The sequence below is a fragment of the Nocardia carnea NBRC 14403 genome (assembly GCF_000308515.1).
GTDB classification, from domain to species: Bacteria; Actinomycetota; Actinomycetes; order Mycobacteriales; family Mycobacteriaceae; genus Nocardia; species Nocardia carnea.
Map to the genome: position 1 here is coordinate 68,587 of NZ_BAFV01000056.1, position 17,668 is coordinate 86,254.

A 17,668-nucleotide genomic window follows, 5' to 3' on the forward strand; every position below is an offset into this window, starting at 1 on the left:
GGCGACCTCCGTGCGGGGCGGAGCTCGGAGGCGCAGGGTCGGACTCGCCGGGCTGCCCGGTGGTTCGCCGACGCGTACGTCCGAGGCCAGGGCCGCGGTGGCCCGCCCTGTTCAGACCCGCGTACGGGCTCGTGCGCCGGTGTGGGCGGGCAGGTGGGAGTAACCGTGCAGGGTGTACAGGGGCCGGCGGGTGGGCGGATCGGTGAGTCGCAGGTCGGGGAAGGTTTCAGTGAGGGTCCGCAGGGCGTGGGTGGCTTCCATCCGGGCCAATCCGGCGCCGAGGCAGACGTGGATTCCGCTGCTGAAGCCGAGATGGTTCTTGGCGTTCTCCCGGGTGATGTCGAATCGGGCGGGATCGGGGAAGACCGCGGGGTCGCGGTTGGCGCCGGCCAGGGACAGCACCACCGTCGATCCCGGACGCAACCGGCGGCCGGCGATTTCGAGGTCGGTACGCGCGACACGGGCGGTGGTCTGCACGGGGGCGTCGATCCGCAGAACCTCTTCGACCGCGTTGGGCCAGAGTTCCGGTTCGGCACGGAGCCGGTCCAGCTGATCCGGATGCCCGAGCAGCCAGACGATACCTTTGCCGATGAGGTTGACCGTGGTCTCGAACCCCGCGCCCATGAGCAGGGTGGCCGAGGTGCACAGTTCGTGATCGGTGAGATCACCGGCGGTGACCAGGCTGCTGAGGATATCGTCGCCGGGTTCGGCGCGGAGCCGCTCGATATGGTCGAGCAGATAGGCGTGCACCCGTTCGGAGGCCTGCATCGCTTTGCTGTGCGTCTGCCAGGAGATCCCGAGATCGAGCAGCGGGCTTATATCGTCACCCCACCGCAGGAACATCTCACGATCCGAATCGGGGAATCCGAGCATTTCGGAGATGATCGCGATGGGCACCTGGGAGGCGAACCGGGCCACCAGATCGGTGGGTCCGTCGTCGGGCAGGGCGGCGAGCAGTTCGTCGGTCACGCTCGCGATCCGGTCGCCCAGCCGGGCGACAGCACGCGGGGTGAAGGCGGCGGCGACGGGTTTGCGCATCCGGGTGTGTTCGGGCTGGTCGATCATCAACATGGACGGCGGGTCAACGGGGTTGGGCGGAACCGGCCGGCGCTGCAACCATGTCCGCGCCCGGTCCGGAATCGGGGCGAACTCGGGCATTCCGGTACCGAAACGGTTGTCCCGCAGGACCTCCCGGCACAGGTCATGGTCGAAGGTGATCCACGCCGAGGTGACCCGATGCAATCCGCCCCCGCCGCGCATCTCCTCGATCAGCGCGTATGGGTTCTCGATACCTTCCGGGCCGCCGTTGAGCCGGGCGAAGGGATCACCTTGCCGGAGTTTGACTTTCTTGGCCGCCCGGACCAGTCCGTGATGGTTGACCCACCGATACAGATACTGCGGTTTCATCCGAACCCCTCCGTCGCTGCTGCGTCGCATCCTGTCCCGACGTTACGCAGAACACAGTCCCGGCGGTACCTGCCGGAGTCGGATCCCGGGACCTACCGTGGTAGGACTCCGGGCGTTCAGAGAACCCGGGTGACCCGTTCGGTCTCGATGCGGCGATCCCGCTGCGCGGGATCCGGATCGGTCACCTGCACCAGCGACGCGCCCGCGACGAACACCGCGAGGTACCGGTCGATCAGCTCCTCGGCGGTATCCCAGCTGCCGGTCGACAACACCCGATCGGTTTCCGAGAGACCCTGCCGGGCCGCAGATTTCCGCGCCAGGGTGAGTACCTCCGGCACCGGCATACCGTCCAGCGCGGCGCCGGTTCCACCGGGGCGGAACTGGTCGCCGTGGACGCGGACCGCGGTCGCGTAGTCGGTGACTCCGAGCGGCAGATCCTGTACCGGGGCGCCCATCGGGTCGAGTGACAGTGCCGCGACCTCGGGGGCATCCTCGGTTTCGCCGAGGCGGTCGGCGGTGGCGAAAACCAGTTCCGCGTCCGGGTCCGGTTGCAGTACCACCTCGGTCCCGGCCCACCAGCAGCCGAGCAGGACGGCCGCGGTCTGCCAGTGGGCAGGTAGGAGTACCGCCACCCGGGCGCCGGGGGTGAGGCCGAATTCGTCGCGGATCAGGTTGGCGGTTTTGGCCGCCCAGTTGGCCAGGGTGACCGCGGACAGTTCGATACGCGCGCCTGTCGCATCGTCGTACCAGGTGATCCGGGGCGCGGCCGGTTCGCGTTCCAGAATCGGCTCGAGTACCGCTTCGGGGAGGGTCGTGGCCTGCTCTACGTCACGCATCGTCTGCTTTCTGCGTCCAATTCTTCGGCGTCCGATTCACACCGGCGGTCAATTCACACAGGTCGGTCCGTCCTCGGCCGCCGCAATGGGCGGTGCGGGGGGCACCGGGGTCGCCGATGTCGACGTATCGCCGAAATCGATCACGTCCTCGCTGCCGGATCCGGGGCCAGCGTAGTCGCTTGCCAGGACCACGCTCACCGTCCCCGGTGCCAGCGCGGGGTCCGCGACGACCGGGATACCACCGAGCGCCGCGGCCACTGCCGTCGCCCCACGATCGGTTTCGGAGGCGGCGAGCACCTGGCTTTGCCAAGCTGTCCCGTCCGAGTAGTTACCCACCTCGCCGGGGAGATAACCGAGTGCGGTGAGTTCCTGCGATACCGAACCGGCCAGTCCGGACACCGATGTCGAGTTGAAGACATCCACCTGCACTGTTCCCGGGTCCGCGGCCGGAGCCGGAGGCGTGCTGGTGCCCGGGTCCGTGCCCTCGGCTTCCTCGCCGACCAGTCCCGCGACATAGTCCTGGACATCGTCGGGTTCGACCCGCACCACCGACTCCCCGGTCGAGGTGGTGCCGTTGAGATCGGCCACGGGAATGGTCTCGAAGGTCACCTTGCCGGCCGACAGATCCTGGAGCTGGTTCAGGAACGCCAGCAGATCCCACCCTTCGTCGAGCACGATGGTGCGGCCCACCGCATCGCTGAGCTGGCGCAACCGGGTGGGGTTGCTCAGCGTGTCGGTGCTGATCACCTGGTGGACGAGCTGAGCCATGAATACCTGCTGACGCACGATCCGGTCCAGGTCGCCGCGTTCGAGATTGTGCCGCTGCCGGACGAAACTGAGAGCCTGCGGGCCGTCCAGTTTTTGGCGGCCGGCGGGAAAATACGCACCGGACATCGGTTCGTCCACCGCCTGGTTCAGGCAGACATCCACACCGCCGACCGCATCGGTGAGCAGCACGAACCCGAGCAGGCTGACCTCGGCGTAGTGGTCGACGGTGATACCGGTGAGCCCGGCCACCGAGCTGATCAGTGCCTGCCGGCCGCGCTGCGTGGATTTGTCTTCGGCGGCTTCCGGTGTGGCACCGTCGGCGAGCATATCGTCCTGTGCCGTCTGTTTGGTGATCCCGTACGCGGAGTTGATCTTGCCCTTGCCCAGCCCCGGAATATCGACATAGGCATCACGAGGAATCGAGATCGCGGTGGCCGAACTGCCGTCGTTGGGCACCCGCACCAGCACGATGGTGTCGGTATTCGTGCCGATCTCGTCGCCCGCATGCAGCATCGCGCGTTCGGCCTCGGTGAGCGGATTACCTTTCGCATCGGTACGCGAATCCACCCCCACCAGCAGGATGTCCACGGCGCCGTCGCGCTGCCCGCCGAGACCGAGATCACTGATGCGTTCGATATTCGACACCAGCGAATCCACGCCCCGCCAGGCGAAGCCGGTACCCACCAGCACAATCAGAGCAACCGACGCGACGAACACCCGCGCCGGACTCCACAACGTCGGCTCCCCACGCTGCGCCACCTTTGAACTTCCTCTCCCCGTTCGGACCGGTCGAGGACCCCGATCCACTTCGCGTACGCCGTCGAAACACCTTCCGCTCCACGCAGGCTAACCAACGGCAGCCCGGGTGACATCGATTCGGCCCATCGACGGCGTGCCAGACTGGGCCGGTGAACGATGCCGTGCCGCCCGGAACCGAACTCAGCACCCGGATCGTGGTCACCGGGGCCGGCGGCCAGGTCGGCCGGGAACTGCTCCGGCTGGCCCCCGCCGCCCGTGCCTACACCCGCTCCCGGCTCGACATCACCGACCCGGCGGCCGTGGAATCCGTACTGCGCCCGGGCGATATCGTCGTCAATTGTGCCGCGTACACCGCGGTGGACGGGGCCGAATCGGATCCCGGCGCGGCCTTCGCGGGCAACGCGACCGGCCCCGCTGTTCTGGCCGAAGCCTGTACCGGGGTGGGCGCGCGACTCATCCATCTCTCCACCGACTATGTGTTCCCCGGCACGGCGACCACACCGTACGAGCCCGGCGACCCGACCGGCCCCGCCACCGTCTACGGCCGCTCCAAACTCGCCGGGGAACGCGCCGTCCGCGAAAACTGCCCGGATTCCCAGATCGTCCGCACGGCCTGGGTGTACCGCGGCGCCGACAGCGATTTCGTTGCCACCATGCGGCGACTGGAACAGGAACGCGACACGGTGAACGTGGTGACCGACCAGATCGGCTCCCCCACCTACGCCGCCGATCTCGCGGCCGGCCTGCTCGAACTCGCCGCCCGCCCCGAAGCGCCCACTGTGCTGCATGCCACGAATGCGGGCCGGGCGAGCTGGTTCGAGGTGGCGCGCGCCGTTTTCGCCGGTATCGGCGCCGACCCCGATCGCGTGCGGCCCTGCACATCCGCCGAATTTCCCCGGCCCGCACCCCGGCCCGCCTTCTCCGTGCTGTCCGGCACCGCCTGGCGCGACGCAGGCCTGACACCATTGCGGCCCTGGGAATCCGCGCTCACCGAGGCATTGACCAGGACCGCCCGTTAGGGTGGGGCGCTGTGAGCGCTTCCGATACCCCGGGTCAACCGCATGACCGGCCACGACTGGCCGTGGTCACGGTCACGTATTCACCGGGCGAACATCTCGAGCATTTCATCAGCACCCTGAGCACGGCCACCGCGGAAAAACCGCAGGTGATCCTGGCCGACAACGGTTCCACCGACGGTGTCCCCGAACTGGTCGCCGAGGCCAACGCCCATGTGCGGTTCCTATCGACCGGCGGGAACATCGGATACGGCGGCGCCATCAACCGGGCCGTCGCCGAACTCGATCCCGACCTCGAATACGTGCTGATCGCCAACCCCGATATCCGCTGGGGCAACGACTCCATCGACCTCATGCTCGAAGCCGCCCGGCGCTGGCCGCGTGCGGGCGCCATCGGCCCGCGGGTCCTGGAGCCGGACGGCAGCACCTATCCCTCCGCTCGATCGGTTCCCGGCCTGCTCGACGGCGCCGGTCACGCGATCCTCGGCGCGATCTGGAAAACCAACCCGTGGACCCGCCGCTACCGGCAGGAAAACGAGGAGATCTCCGAACGCGCCGTGGGCTGGCTGTCCGGATCGTGCCTGCTGGTGCGCCGCGAGGCGTTCGACGCCATCGAAGGATTCGATTCCCGCTACTTCATGTACATGGAGGACGTCGACTTCGGCGACCGGATGGGCAAGGCCGGCTGGCACAACGTTTTCGTCCCGGACGCCGAGGTCACCCACGCCAAAGGGCACGCCGCCGGCCGCCACCCCGAGAAGATGCTGCCCGCCCACCATGCCAGCGCCTACCGGTTCCAGGCCGACCGGCATCCGCACTGGTGGCAGGCCCCGCTGCGCTGGGCGTTACGGGCCGGACTTGCGATCCGCTGCCGCATTGCGGTTCGATCCGCACTGCGTACCCGGCAGCAGGAACTCGCCGGCTGACCGGACCGGCCACCCGGGCCGGGGCGCGAGGAACGGATGGAACAAGGGAGCTCCATGGCATCACAAGCAGACGCGGTCATCTTGGTCGGCGGGAAGGGTACGCGGTTGCGGCCGCTCACTCTGTCGGCGCCGAAACCGATGCTGCCGACCGCGGGGGTGCCGTTCCTGACCCATCTGCTGTCCCGGATCGCCGCGGCCGGACTCACCCATGTGGTGCTCGGCACGTCCTACAAGGCGGAGGTCTTCGAGGAGCATTTCGGTGACGGGGCCGATCTCGGACTGGAGATCGAGTACGTCACCGAAACCGAACCGCTGGGCACCGGCGGCGGTATCCGCAACGTGCTGCCCCGGCTCACCGCCGACAACACCATGGTGTTCAACGGTGATGTGCTGGGCGGTACCGATCTGCGGGCAATCCTGGAAACCCACGAAACGACCCAGGCCGATGTCACCCTGCACCTGGTGCGGGTGAGTGATCCTCGCGCGTTCGGCTGCGTCCCCACCGATGCGGACGGGCGGGTCACCGCGTTCCTGGAGAAAACCCAGGATCCGCCGACCGACCAGATCAACGCCGGTTGCTACGTGTTCCGGCGCGAGTACATCGAGAAGATCCCCGCCGGCCGCCCGGTTTCGGTCGAGCGGGAGGTTTTCCCGGCGCTGCTCACCGAGGGCGCCCGGGTGCAGGGCCACGTCGACACCTCGTACTGGCGCGATATGGGTACCCCGGAAGATTTCGTCCGCGGCTCGGCCGACCTGGTGCGCGGTATCGCCCCGTCGCCGATCCTGCCCGGGCAACGCGGCGAATCGCTCGTCCACGAGGGCGCCGGGGTGGCGCCCGGAGCATTGCTGATCGGCGGTACGGTTGTCGGCCGCGGCGCCGAAGTAGGTGCCGGTGCGCGCCTCGACGGCGCGATCCTGTTCGACGGCGCCAAAGTGGAAGCGGGCGCCACGGTGGAACGCTCGATCATCGGATTCGGTGCCCGCATCGGGCCCCGTGCCCTGATCCGGGACGGGGTCATCGGCGACGGTGCCAGTATCGGTGCTCGCTGTGAACTACTGCGTGGAGCCCGGGTATGGCCGGGCGTCGAGATTCCCGACGGCGGTATCCGGTACTCGACGGACGTATAGCGGCCGGCGGTTGCCAGGGTGGCGATCGCGATTCGGACACACCCCGGCCCGAACGCGACCAGCAGCGGCGCCGAGTCTCACGAGGCCCTGAAGGGTTTCGGCCCACGAACAAAACCACCGCAACCAACGGCGCAGCCGAGTTCAGCGAGGCCCTGAAAGGTTTCGGCCCGTCCCTGCTGTCCGTGCTCGATGCGATGCGGCGCAGCCGCGAGTGTCGAGTGCGGACAGTAGGGACCTCAGGGGCCGAAACCCGCGGCGCCGAAGGCGCCGCAAACAAACACATCTCAGGCGAAACCTACGGCGCGTTCGCCCCAGGCGGTGAGTAACTCCCCTTCGGGGTCCGGGACCACGCGGTCGACGGTGTCGATGAGCAGGGTTTCCCGCGAATCGGGATGGTAGGGCGGCCAGTGTTTCGAGCCGTCGAGCGCGGCGGGTACGCCGTGTGCGGCGAAGGCCAGCCAGCGGCGCATCATCCGGCCCGAGACCTCCGCGGCCTGCCGGCGGCCGCCCAGCCAGAAGGTCGGGTCGTGGTCGAAGGTGCCGAAGTTGCCGAAAATGTAGGGCAGTTCCGTGGCGTGCCCGGCGCCGACACGGGCGGCGCGCAGCATCGGGGTCGCATGGTCGAAGCGGTACATCCAGGTACGGGAATGCTGGGCATGACCGTCGGCGACCCATAGCGCGGGCATCCGGAACGCGGCATCGGTGGACATGGCCAGGGCGCCCCGCGGCTTCGCCAGGTCGGGGTATACGCGGGTGATTTCCGCGATACGTTCCGCGGACAGGTCGGGATGGCCGGTCTGAACCTGCTCGAGCATCATGTTCACCGCCTCCGGGGTGACCGGCATGATCGGCGAACGGAACAGCCGGAACAGCGAGGCCTCGTCCTTGTTGGTGCCGATGATGAGCGGTACCCGATGTGAGCGGCCGTCGCGAAACCGGTCGGTGGGGTAACCGGGCAGCAGATCCTCGTCCACCACCGGCGCCGCGGCGAGCGTACCGGGGGCTTGCAGCGGCACCTCGTCGATCAGCAACGCAGCCGCCCGCACGATCCGCTCGATCGGGCAGGTCAGCAGTTCGGCCACGCGTGACCGCGGTAGTTCCGTCAGTTCCAGGAAGCGTTCCGCCACGCCGGCCGCGCGTTCCCGGCCGTAGACGGCGGTCGCGGGCGGGCTCTGCGCAATGGCACGCTGGAACAGGCCCGCGGCCCGGGGTGCGGTGAGCAACGCGGTGACACAGCCGGCGCCGGAGGATTCCCCGAACAGGGTCACATTGCCGGGGTCGCCGCCGAAACCGGCAATATTGTCGCGGACCCATTCCAGGGCGGCGAGCTGGTCGAGCAAACCCAGGTTGGGAACGAATTCGTCGTGCAGCGAGGACAGGTCCAGGAATCCGAAAGCCCCGATCCGGTAATTCACCGTGACGACCACGACATCACCGGCCGCGGCCAGATTGCCGCCGTCGTAGACGGCCTGTGCGGCCGAACCCAGGCAGTAGGCGCCGCCGTGCAACCACACCAGCACCGGGCGCGGTTCCTCGGCGGTCGCGGCGGGGGCCCAGACGTTCAACCACAGGCAGTCCTCGCCCATCGTCAGCGAACGGTCCATCGGGACGGTGTTGTCCATATCCTGCGGGGCGACCTGGCCGAAGGCGACGCAATCACGGATCCCGTCCCAGCGTTGCGGCGCCCGCGGCGGGCGGAACCTGCGCGGACCGGCAGGCGCGTCGGCATACGGGATCCCCCGCCACACCGATACCGTGCCCTCCCGGGTCCCCCGGACCGCACCGAACTCGGTCCCGGCCACCGGAGCGGACCCGTCCACCCCGGGCGTCACCTCGAAGCACTGGACATTCATCACAGACCTCCTCTACCTGTGCATTCGAGGGTACGGCCGAAGTGGTTACAACTCGGTTCCAGAATTATCGCGTTGCGCCGGAAAATGCGGTTCGCGACATCTCTAGAATTCCGGTATGCCGAGTTACGAATTCCGGTGCCGCAGCTGCGGCAATACATTCGAGGTCAACCGTCCGATGGCGCAGGCGTCGGATCCGGCCGTCTGCCCTGGCGGCCACGACGACACCGTGAAACTGCTCACGACCTTCGCAACGACCGGCCGGGCCGCGGCGCCTGCGGTAGCCGCGCCCGCGCCCACTGGTGGCGGCGGATGCTGTGGTGGGGGTTGCTGCGCCTGATCCGACATCGGACTCCCGGATCCTGCTCAGGATTTGATTCGGATACAGGCGCTCGTGAGTCACCGACGGCAGCGGTCGCCGCTCCCGCCTCTGGCCCTGTCGCTGTTCGCGGGGTCTCGCAACATCCGGTCCACCGGTTCAGCCGCTCGGAGTTTCGGAATTCGCGGCGTGCCCTCGGTCGATATGGCCCAGGTCACGCGCCGGATCAATGCGATCACGGACGCGCTGCTTCAGTACCGCGATATCGGGAAAGCCGCCGTCGGTTTTGCGTTCCCACACCTGGTCGCCGTCTACGGTGATCCGGAAAACCCCACCCTCGCCGGGGATCAATGCCACCTCGCCGATATCGGTGCCGAAGGTGGTCAACAGTTCTTGTGCCATCCAGCTCGCCCGGAGCAGCCAGCGGCACTGGGTGCAGTATTCGATGGCGATACGCGGCATGGCGTGCACACTACCGGTGGCGAACTCGGGAGCCGGTCCGGTTTCGCCGCGGTTCACTCCGCGATATCGCCGTCGACATAGCACCAGGCTCCGTCGACGCGAGTGAATCGGCTGGTCTCGTGCAAACGGCCGCGACCGCCGGGGTCGCGGTAGTGGGCGGTGAATTCCACCGTTCCGGTTTGCTCGAACGGGCCACCGCCGGTAACCGCGTGAATCTCCAGGAACAGCCAGCGCCGGGCGGGATCCAGGTCCAGGCGCTCGGGTCGGGTGCCGGGATGCCAGGATCGGCGCAGGTAGCCGGTGTCGCCGAGTGCGAAGGCGGTGAACCGGGAACGCATCAGCGCTTCGGCGCTCGGGGCCGGGCGGCCGGCCAGCAGCGGACCGCAGCATTCGGCGAACACCTCGCCGCGGCGACAGGGGCACGGTTTCGAATCGTCCACGGCTGACGATTCTGCGCCGTCCGCAAAAGCCGCGGTCGCCGGGCCGGACCTCCGCGGGTCAGCGGCGGATCGCGGCCAGTTCACCGGCAATACGCGCGGTGTCCTCCCGCCACCGGCGCAACTCGGAGACACCCGGCGCGAGCTCGGTGTCGTGGTGATGGGCGGCATGGGACAGGGCGGTCCACAACGCAGCGATCCGCGCCGCGACGGGCGGGCCGGCGATGACCCGCAAGGCCAGCAACTGCGCGCGCATCGGGCAGCGCGCGAGGTCGGGTTCGGTTCGAGCCCACAACTCGTCCACCGATTGTTCGAGTGCGATACGCAGAATCCACGCGGTCGCCCGGGACCACACCGCCCCGGCGGCGGGCACCGAACCGTCGAGCAACCGGTCGACCACGACCAGCCGCTCGGCCACAGTGGGCCGCGGGAACTGGGCTTCGACGGGCCGCCGGCTCGATGAACGACCCGGTCGCCGGGGTTCCGCCGGCTCCCCCCGGCGTTCCCGCTTCCGGACCCGGCGCCGCGACGCACGCCCCGCAGATCCCGGGCCGACTCGCGGTGCCACCGGACCACCATCGGAGCCGGGCACCCCGTCGGATGCGGTGGACGCTGCGCGACCCGACCGGGATACTCCCCGGTTTGCCGATCCGGCCGGGGACGGCGGCCCGGTGGCTATCCGGTCGGTCCCGAGATCGTCGGCTTCGCCCGAGGTCATCGGGCCAGCCAGTTCACGAAGCGTTCGGTATCGGCGATCAGCTCGGACAGGTCACGCGCGATCGGGATATGCGCGCCGGCGGTGGCGTCACGGACGACCTCTACCGCCCAGCGGCCTTCTTTGGCCAGCCGTTTGTTCAGGTCCTCGATCCGGCGGCCGGGCCCCAGGACCGCGAGGGTGACCATGGCCCGGGTGGATTGGGCGGTATCGATGCGCCGCTGCACCTCACGATGATCCATCCCCTCGGCGAGCAGCATCCGTTTCGCGCGCGCCAGGCCGGCCGCCTCGAGAGCCGAGCGGCAGCAGCTGGCGACCAGCTCGTCGGATATGGCCGGCGGCAGCTGCGGGGTACGCAGCAGGGCACGGGCGTCGTCGAGGTAGCGGTGCACCGGATCACTGGACAGCCGGATCTCCACCACCGACCGCTCCCGGCGCTGCACTTCCAGGATCCGGGCGTCGATCTGCATCCGGCGCACCGCCTCGGCGAGCCGGTCGTCGTGGGTGAAAACCACCACTTGCCGATCCCACGCCACGGTCGCGAGAACTCGGGCCAGACCGTCCACCTTCGCCGGATCCATCGCCTGCACCGGATCGTCGATCACGACGAAGCGAAAAGGACTGTCGGCCAGGGTGGCCCGGGGCAGGAACAGCGCCAGGCCGAGGGCATGCAGCTCCCCCTGGCTCATTACCCCGAGGGCGGCGCCGTCCACCTCGTCCACGGTGACATCGAGTTGCACCCGGCGGGCGGAGTTCGCGTTGCCCTGTAACCGGATGCCACCGAGTTCGACGTTGCTCTGCTGCCGCAGGCTCTGCCAGACCCATCGGGCGGTACCGGCCAGCGGGGCGAGCCGCTCGTCGCGCACCTGGGCGGTGGCCGATTTCAACCAGACCTCCGCGGCCCGGGCGGTCTGTAGTTCTGCCGCCCGGGCGTGCACCGTGCGGGCGAGCTCGAGCCAGTTGCGCAGACGCGGGACCAGCGGCGTCCACGCCTGCTCGAGGCGGTCCAGCTCCTTCGCGGCACGCTGCCGCAGAAAACCGAGTTCGGCGGACAACCGCTCGTGGGCGGCACCGAGCACGTCCGGATCCGGGTCTCGGAGTTCGGTCAACCGGCGCCACTGTGCCCAGGTCTCGCCCAGGGCGGCAGTGTCGAGGTAGGCCGGTTCCGCCGTGGTGGGTTCAGTGGGCACATCGCCGATCACGGCGCGTAGTTCGGCCAGCACATCGCTCAGTTCGGTGCGTGCGCGGACCAGCCCGGCAGTTCGCTCGGAGAGTTCGTCGACGGCTGCAGCGGTTTCGGACAGCCACCGCCCGTCCAGGCTCCCCCGGCCGCACACCGGGCAGGGGCACCCGCTGCCCGAAGCCACACTGCCGGGCGCGGTCTCGGGGCCGGATACTCCGCTGATAGGACTGCCGCCCGGGTCCTGGGGCCGCACTGTTGCCGCCCCGGCACCGGAACCGCCGGCGTCCTCGTCCGATCTCCGGTACGCCGGGTCCCCACCGGTCTCCTGCTCGGCCACATGGGAGTACGCGATCCGCAACAGATCGAGGATGCGCAGATCGGCTGCTGATGCCGGTGAGGTCGCCGCCGCGACGGCGGTCCGGGCGGCGCGGAGCCGGGCGAGCAGCTGGTCGATCCGAGCTGCCGGGGGCAGTTCGAGGCCCAGAACCGCCCGCAGGGCGGCCGGTTCCGGTCCGCCGGTGGTTTCGGACAGCAGGGTTTCCAGTGCGGCGAAGTCGGGTTCGGGCCGGCGCAGGATCCGTTCGGCGCGCGCGGCCCGCCGGTCCGGAATGCCGGGCAACTCGGCGAGGAGTAGTTGCCGTTCCCGGCGCGCAGTCCGGGCCGCGCTCTCCATTTCCAGACGCACAGATCGAATGTGCTCCTGTGCGGCGATGAGTTCGTCCAGGCCGAGCAACTGGTGCAGGGCATCGAACAAATCACTGGGTTTCCCGTCGACCAGGGCGCCGAGTTCGCTGTAGGACAGGAACGGCCGATACAACTCCATAGCCGGCGCCCACCGACCGGCAGGAAACGCGGTACCGGATGCGCCGGCCGGGCGCTGGACCCACTCCCCTCCGGTGAGCGGTTCACCCTCGGGCCAAGCTCGGGAGATGGTGAGCTCGGTCTCGGGGCCGTCGGTCCGCAACTCCAAGTCGATCCGGACCGGACCGCGGTGATGGAGGTTGCGCCACCCTTCCCGCCACGCGGCGGAACGGCCGTCCCAGCGTCGATTCGCGCCGGTGAGCGCCAATTCGGCGGCCTCGGCGAAACTGGATTTACCGCTCCCGTTACGGCCGGTTACCAGAGTGAGCCCGGGACCGGGTGGTAGTTCCAGCACAGTTTCGGGGCCGACACCACGGAACCCTGCGACACGGATGGCACGCAGGAACATACCGCTGAAGTCGAAGGTGGTGCCATCGGCCGGACGCGGCGGGTCGCCGGCCGGCGCCGCGGCGGCGAGAGCGGCCCGGACGATCGCGGCGACCTCGGCAGGCAGGCCGGGTTCCGCCTCGAGCTGCCGGAAGACCAGCTCCCCCGGCGGGATCGGGATTCGCTCGGATTGCGCACACACAGATTCCACGACTTCTCCACCCCCTCGGGACCACACGCGCTCCCCGGCCCCGGGTGTGATCGAACGATCGAAAGCTGTGCCGAACGCTACCGGATAACGGTCCGATCGTGCAGGGGGGAAGGGACGGTATGCGTCCGGGACGGTGTGGCTGTGGCGGTTACCGGACCGGATACGCGCGGAAATGGGAGGCGAACCTGCCCGCGGGGATGGGATCTGGTCATCGGCCGATCCGACTCCGACCGATGGCCACCCCTCGCCAACCCCGTCGGGCAGCTCGTTGGTGTCACCCGCCAGGGGTGGCTCGGTCGTGCCGAACAGGTCAGGATGCCAGAGGTCTCGAGATTGCGCAAGCGGAGCGGTGCGCGAATACCTCTCGGCGACAAGCTCTTCCGTATACCGGTGGCGGGGATACGTTTGTGTCGGTGCGGTGCGATACAACTCTTCGGACCGAGGAAACGGGGGCAGGATGATCGAACGATACGGACTCACCGGATGACGCCGCAGTGGTCGGAGAACCAGGTGACAGCACTCGCGCCGGATACGAGTTCACTCACCGCCGCGCGCAAACTCGCCGGAAGGTGGACGGGCACTGGATGGTGCGGGACCGCACTGTGGGGATTGTGCAAGGGCAGCGGACGGACGCCCTACCAGACGATCGTCGATCTGTCCGGGCCCGCGTTCCGCTGCTCGTGCCCGAGCCGGAAATTTCCCTGCAAACATGCGTTGTCGTTACTCCTGCTGTGGTCCGCCGGGACGGTGGAAGAAACCGGTGAAACGGCCGATTTCGCGGCCGAGTGGATCGGCCGCCGGGCGGTGGCGGCGGCCGCACCGAAGAAGAGTCGCGTCCCGAGCGCGGCCGCGGCACAGCAGCGGCACGAGCGGGTCACGGCGGGTTTGGCCGAACTCGAAACCTGGTTGACCGACCAGATCCGCACCGGGCTGGCCCAGACGGATCGCTCCCCTGCCGCGTTCGAAGCCGTGGCCGCGCGCATGATCGACGCACAGGCTCCCGGTATCGCCGCCGCGCTGCGCCGATTGCCGGCATCAGTGGTGGGGCGGTCGAACTGGCCCGAAGTGGTACTGGGCCGGTTCGCCTGGCTGCGTCTATTGCTGGCGGCCTACGCGAAATCGGATACGTCGGCGGCGCCGACGGCCGCGACCGTCCGCACCCATATCGGTTATCCGACAGCGGCGGATGCCGTCCTCGCCGAACCGGAGGTGCGGGACCGATGGGTCACGCTGGGCATACGTACCGGCGAGGAGGAAGGGCTCTACACCCGCCGCAGCTGGTTGTACGGGGTGAACACCGGCCGCCGGGCAGTGCTGATCGACCATTCCCACGGTTCGCCGGCGTTCGCCACCGAGGTCCCGCCGATCGGCCTGGTGACGGAATCCGGCCTGCACTTCTATCCGGCGGCCGCGCCGCTGCGTGCTCTGGCCGGCCCCGGTACCACCGCGCCCACGCCGGATACCGGTGCAATCGCGGCCATATCCGGATCCGGCACGATCGCCGACGCGTTGCGTGAATTCGCCTCGGCCGCCGCGGCCGATCCGTGGCTGGAGTCCTGGCCGGTACTGCTGCGCACGGTCGTCCCGGTCGGGCGGGCCGGCGATTGGCTGCTCGCCGAACCCGACGGCACCGCGATACCCCTGGTGGAACCCGCCGAACCGTGGCGGCTCCTGGCCTTGTCCGGAGGGCGGCCGGTCACCGTTTTCGGTCTCTGGACCGGGCGTGCACTGGAAGCCGTATCGGTACTCGCCGATGGCGAGTACCACGATGCCGGTCCCGTGGCCGATACCGCGCATACGGCTCTCACTGCCGGGCCGGAGGTAGCCTCGATCGCCTTGCTCGGTACCGCCCGGGGCGCCGCCGCGCTCCCGGCGCTGCCCGGCCCGGTCGGCGCGGCCGCCGCGGCCTTGCCGGACACGGATGCGGCCCGCCGCCTGCTGGACGCCACAGCCCTGGAGATGTCCTGGTCGCGAGGCGGATACGTACCCGTGCACGCCGAATTGCCCGCGGAGCCCGCCGCCACGGATCCACGGCCGATACTGCCCGCCGCCGCGGCCGACCGAGTGGCCCTGCTGATCGAATCCCGGCCGGAATTCCTCCCGGAATGGTTCGCTGCCGCCGCACCGCACGACTACCGCGCACCGGATCGGCTGGCCGGGGAACTGCTCGACTTCGCGGCGCGCGACAGCGGTCTCCGGGAGGCGGCCCTGCGGCTCGCCGGCACCCGGGGCCGCTGGCTGGCGGAATCGATTCCGCGCTGGCACAGCCTGGTCCGGCGCGATACCGCAGACCCGGAACCGAGCACCGAAACCTGGCGACTGGGCCTGCCACCGGAACGGATCCGCTGGCTGGCCGCGCTGCGCCACCGCGACCCCGCCGCCGCACGCGAAACCCTCGAAACGGCCTGGCCGCGCGAATCGGGCGCGCCGAAAGCCGAACTGCTGGCCGTTCTGTCCGACGGGCTGGGCCCCGCAGACGAGGCGCTGCTCGAACGTGCCCTGCGCGATCGCCGCGGCGATGTGCGCCGCACGGCCGCCGGGCTGCTGGCCAGGCTACCCGATTCGGCCTTCGCCGGCCGGATGTCCGCACGGGCCGCCGGCTGGCTGAAGTACGCGGCCGCAGGGCCGGAGCAGACCGCCGAGCTGGTCGTGGATATCCCGGAAACCCTGGACTCCGACACCGTCCGCGATGGTTTCACCGATAACACCGTGGAATTCGGTTACCGCTGGAACGGACAACCCGACCTGAGTGCCGCCCGGCTGCGCCGGCTCGTGGCCAACCTCCCGCTCGTTCAGTGGACCACCCCCCTGGGACCCCCGGACCGGGCTGTCGCGACCCGCATCGACGACCGGTTCCGCCAGCCGCTGTTCGACGGCTGGATGGACGCGGCACTCACCCAGCGTGATCCCGGATGGGCCGCCGCCCTGTTCGCCGCGGGTACGCCTTCGAATGCGGCGATCCTGCGGCGCCGGGAATTGTTCGCCCTGATTCCGGCCGCCGACCAGGCACGCCACCTGGCCCGGCTGGATGCGTCGTGGCTGTCCGAAATCGAATCGCTGTTACCGGCCGTCGCCCAGCCGTGGCCGCCGGAAGTGGCCCGGCACCTGTTGCATCTCTTCGCCGAGCGGGCCCGGACAGCGGAACGCCGCCCGGGTGCACCGGGAACTCATCCGACCGCGCACCGTTCACTGCTGCACACTGCCGCCCGCCATATGCCACCCGACTGCGAACAGGCGGCTGTCGCGGTGGCGAGCCGTTGCACCGACAGGGATTGGGCGATGGCCCTCGACCTGCTCGCCCATGAACTCCACCAACGATCCGTAATGCTCGAGGAGCTGAATTGACCACCACCGAAATCGCCACGCCCGCACCGCTGCTGCGCCCGCACGCGGAACAGGCGTTCGCCGGTGAACTGAGCGCACTGGCCGCCGCCGACGACCGGCCCCGCCCACCGTCGTGGAAACTGTCGCCGTGGGCAGTGGTGACCTACCTGCTCGGCGGCACCCTCGACGACGGAACGGTGATCACCCCCAAATACGTCGGGCCGCGGCGGCTCATGGAGGTCGCCGTCGCCACTCTCGCCACCGATCGCGCGCTCCTGCTCCTCGGCGTTCCCGGCACCGCGAAAACCTGGGTCTCCGAGCATCTTTCGGCGGCCGTGAGCGGGTCGTCCACGCTGCTGGTCCAGGGCACCTCGGGTACCGCCGAGGAGGCGGTCCGGTACGGCTGGAACTACGCCCGGCTGCTCGCCGAGGGCCCCAGTGATGCCGCCCTGGTGGCCTCACCGATCCTCAACGCCATGCGCACGGGAGCCATCGCACGGCTCGAGGAACTCACCCGCATCCCTTCCGATGTGCAGGATGCGCTGATCACCATCCTGTCCGAGAAAACCCTGCCGATCCCGGAACTCGGGACAGAAGTCCAGGCGGCCAAGGGTTTCAATATCATCGCCACCGCCAACGATCGCGACCGCGGGGTGAACGAACTGTCCTCGGCTCTGCGCCGCCGCTTCAATACCGTGGTCCTCCCGCTTCCCGGCAGCGAGGGCGAGGAGATCGATATCGTCACCCGCCGGGTCGCGCAACTGGGGTCGGCACTGGAGTTGCCCGAGGTACCGGCGGCCGCCGAGGAGGTGCGCCGGGTGGTGCGGATCTTCCGGGAGTTGCGCGCCGGCATCACGGCCGACGGCCGGACCAAACTCAAATCACCATCGGGAACGCTGTCGACAGCCGAAGCCATCTCGGTGATCACCAACGGGATGGCGCTATCGGCGCATTTCGGTGACGGCGTCCTGCGGGCCGCGGATATCGCCGGCGCGGTGATCGGTTCGGTGATCAAGGATCCGGTTGCCGATTCGGTGGTGTGGACGGAGTACCTCGAGGCCGTGGTCCGCGAACGCGACGAATGGTCCGATTTCTATCGTGCCTGCCGGGAAATCACCGGATGAGCGAGTCAGGCCCGG

General features: G+C 69.2%; 14 protein-coding genes. 6 read left to right on the forward strand and 8 right to left on the reverse strand.

Features of this window, described 5'->3' with window-relative positions:
• Positions 1-111 precede the first annotated feature (111 nt).
• The 3 genes from ON22_RS20450 to ON22_RS20460 form a co-directional block, all read right to left on the reverse strand.
• Positions 112-1,407 carry a cytochrome P450 gene (locus ON22_RS20450; RefSeq protein WP_033243251.1) on the reverse strand — a complete coding sequence of 432 codons (1,296 nt, stop codon included), beginning with the start codon at positions 1,405-1,407 and terminating at the stop codon, positions 112-114.
• Positions 1,408-1,523: 116 nt separating this feature from the next.
• Positions 1,524-2,243, reverse strand: coding sequence for a TIGR03089 family protein (locus ON22_RS20455; RefSeq protein WP_033243252.1), 720 nt, complete (start codon positions 2,241-2,243; stop codon positions 1,524-1,526).
• A gap of 48 nt (positions 2,244-2,291) precedes the next feature.
• On the reverse strand, positions 2,292-3,770 hold the full coding sequence (locus ON22_RS20460; protein WP_051157871.1) for an LCP family protein: 1,479 nt from the start codon (positions 3,768-3,770) through the stop codon (positions 2,292-2,294).
• Positions 3,771-3,919: 149 nt separating this feature from the next.
• Here ON22_RS20460 and rfbD point away from each other — a divergent pair, with 149 nt between their 5' ends.
• Genes rfbD through manB form a run of 3 tightly spaced genes read left to right on the forward strand, consistent with a single transcriptional unit; the run spans position 3,920 to position 6,840 of the window.
• Positions 3,920-4,789 carry a dTDP-4-dehydrorhamnose reductase gene (rfbD, locus tag ON22_RS20465; protein ID WP_051157872.1) on the forward strand — a complete coding sequence of 290 codons (870 nt, stop codon included), beginning with the start codon at positions 3,920-3,922 and terminating at the stop codon, positions 4,787-4,789.
• A gap of 11 nt (positions 4,790-4,800) precedes the next feature.
• On the forward strand, positions 4,801-5,712 hold the full coding sequence (locus ON22_RS20470) for a glycosyltransferase family 2 protein (protein ID WP_051157873.1): 912 nt from the start codon (positions 4,801-4,803) through the stop codon (positions 5,710-5,712).
• 54 nt (positions 5,713-5,766) lie between these two features.
• Positions 5,767-6,840, forward strand: a complete 1,074-nt coding sequence (gene manB, locus ON22_RS20475; protein WP_033243618.1) for a mannose-1-phosphate guanylyltransferase — start codon at positions 5,767-5,769, stop codon at positions 6,838-6,840.
• 284 nt (positions 6,841-7,124) lie between these two features.
• Here manB and ON22_RS20480 read toward each other — a convergent pair whose 3' ends face one another.
• Positions 7,125-8,693, reverse strand: a complete 1,569-nt coding sequence (locus ON22_RS20480) for a carboxylesterase/lipase family protein (protein WP_081595720.1) — start codon at positions 8,691-8,693, stop codon at positions 7,125-7,127.
• A gap of 115 nt (positions 8,694-8,808) precedes the next feature.
• On the opposite strand from ON22_RS20480, the gene ON22_RS35835 reads away from it, so the two are divergent.
• On the forward strand, positions 8,809-9,030 hold the full coding sequence (locus tag ON22_RS35835; RefSeq protein WP_081595721.1) for an FmdB family zinc ribbon protein: 222 nt from the start codon (positions 8,809-8,811) through the stop codon (positions 9,028-9,030).
• A gap of 138 nt (positions 9,031-9,168) precedes the next feature.
• Here ON22_RS35835 and ON22_RS20485 read toward each other — a convergent pair whose 3' ends face one another.
• The 4 genes from ON22_RS20485 to ON22_RS20500 all read right to left on the reverse strand — a co-directional run bounded on the left by ON22_RS20485 (position 9,169) and on the right by ON22_RS20500 (position 13,205).
• Complete coding sequence (locus tag ON22_RS20485) at positions 9,169-9,471, reverse strand: Rdx family protein (RefSeq protein ID WP_033243620.1); 303 nt, start codon at positions 9,469-9,471, stop codon at positions 9,169-9,171.
• A gap of 53 nt (positions 9,472-9,524) precedes the next feature.
• Entirely contained in the window at positions 9,525-9,911 is a 387-nt protein-coding gene (locus ON22_RS20490; protein ID WP_033243253.1) for a YchJ family protein, read from the reverse strand.
• A 58-nt stretch (positions 9,912-9,969) separates the two neighbouring features.
• The gene (locus ON22_RS20495) at positions 9,970-10,326 is read right to left on the reverse strand and encodes a hypothetical protein (protein WP_033243621.1); all 357 of its coding nucleotides are present in this window, start codon (positions 10,324-10,326) and stop codon (positions 9,970-9,972) included.
• Between the two features lie 296 nt (positions 10,327-10,622).
• Positions 10,623-13,205 carry an AAA family ATPase gene (locus ON22_RS20500; protein WP_231508403.1) on the reverse strand — a complete coding sequence of 861 codons (2,583 nt, stop codon included), beginning with the start codon at positions 13,203-13,205 and terminating at the stop codon, positions 10,623-10,625.
• 483 nt (positions 13,206-13,688) lie between these two features.
• Here ON22_RS20500 and ON22_RS20505 point away from each other — a divergent pair, with 483 nt between their 5' ends.
• Both ON22_RS20505 and ON22_RS20510 read left to right on the forward strand, forming a co-directional pair.
• The gene (locus tag ON22_RS20505; RefSeq protein ID WP_033243254.1) at positions 13,689-16,550 is read left to right on the forward strand and encodes a DUF5691 domain-containing protein; all 2,862 of its coding nucleotides are present in this window, start codon (positions 13,689-13,691) and stop codon (positions 16,548-16,550) included.
• Positions 16,547-17,653 (forward strand): ATP-binding protein, encoded by a 1,107-nt coding sequence (locus ON22_RS20510; RefSeq protein WP_033243255.1) that lies wholly within the window; start codon positions 16,547-16,549, stop codon positions 17,651-17,653. The genes ON22_RS20505 and ON22_RS20510 overlap by 4 nt, the downstream gene beginning before the upstream one ends.
• The last annotated feature ends 15 nt before the right edge of the window (positions 17,654-17,668 follow it).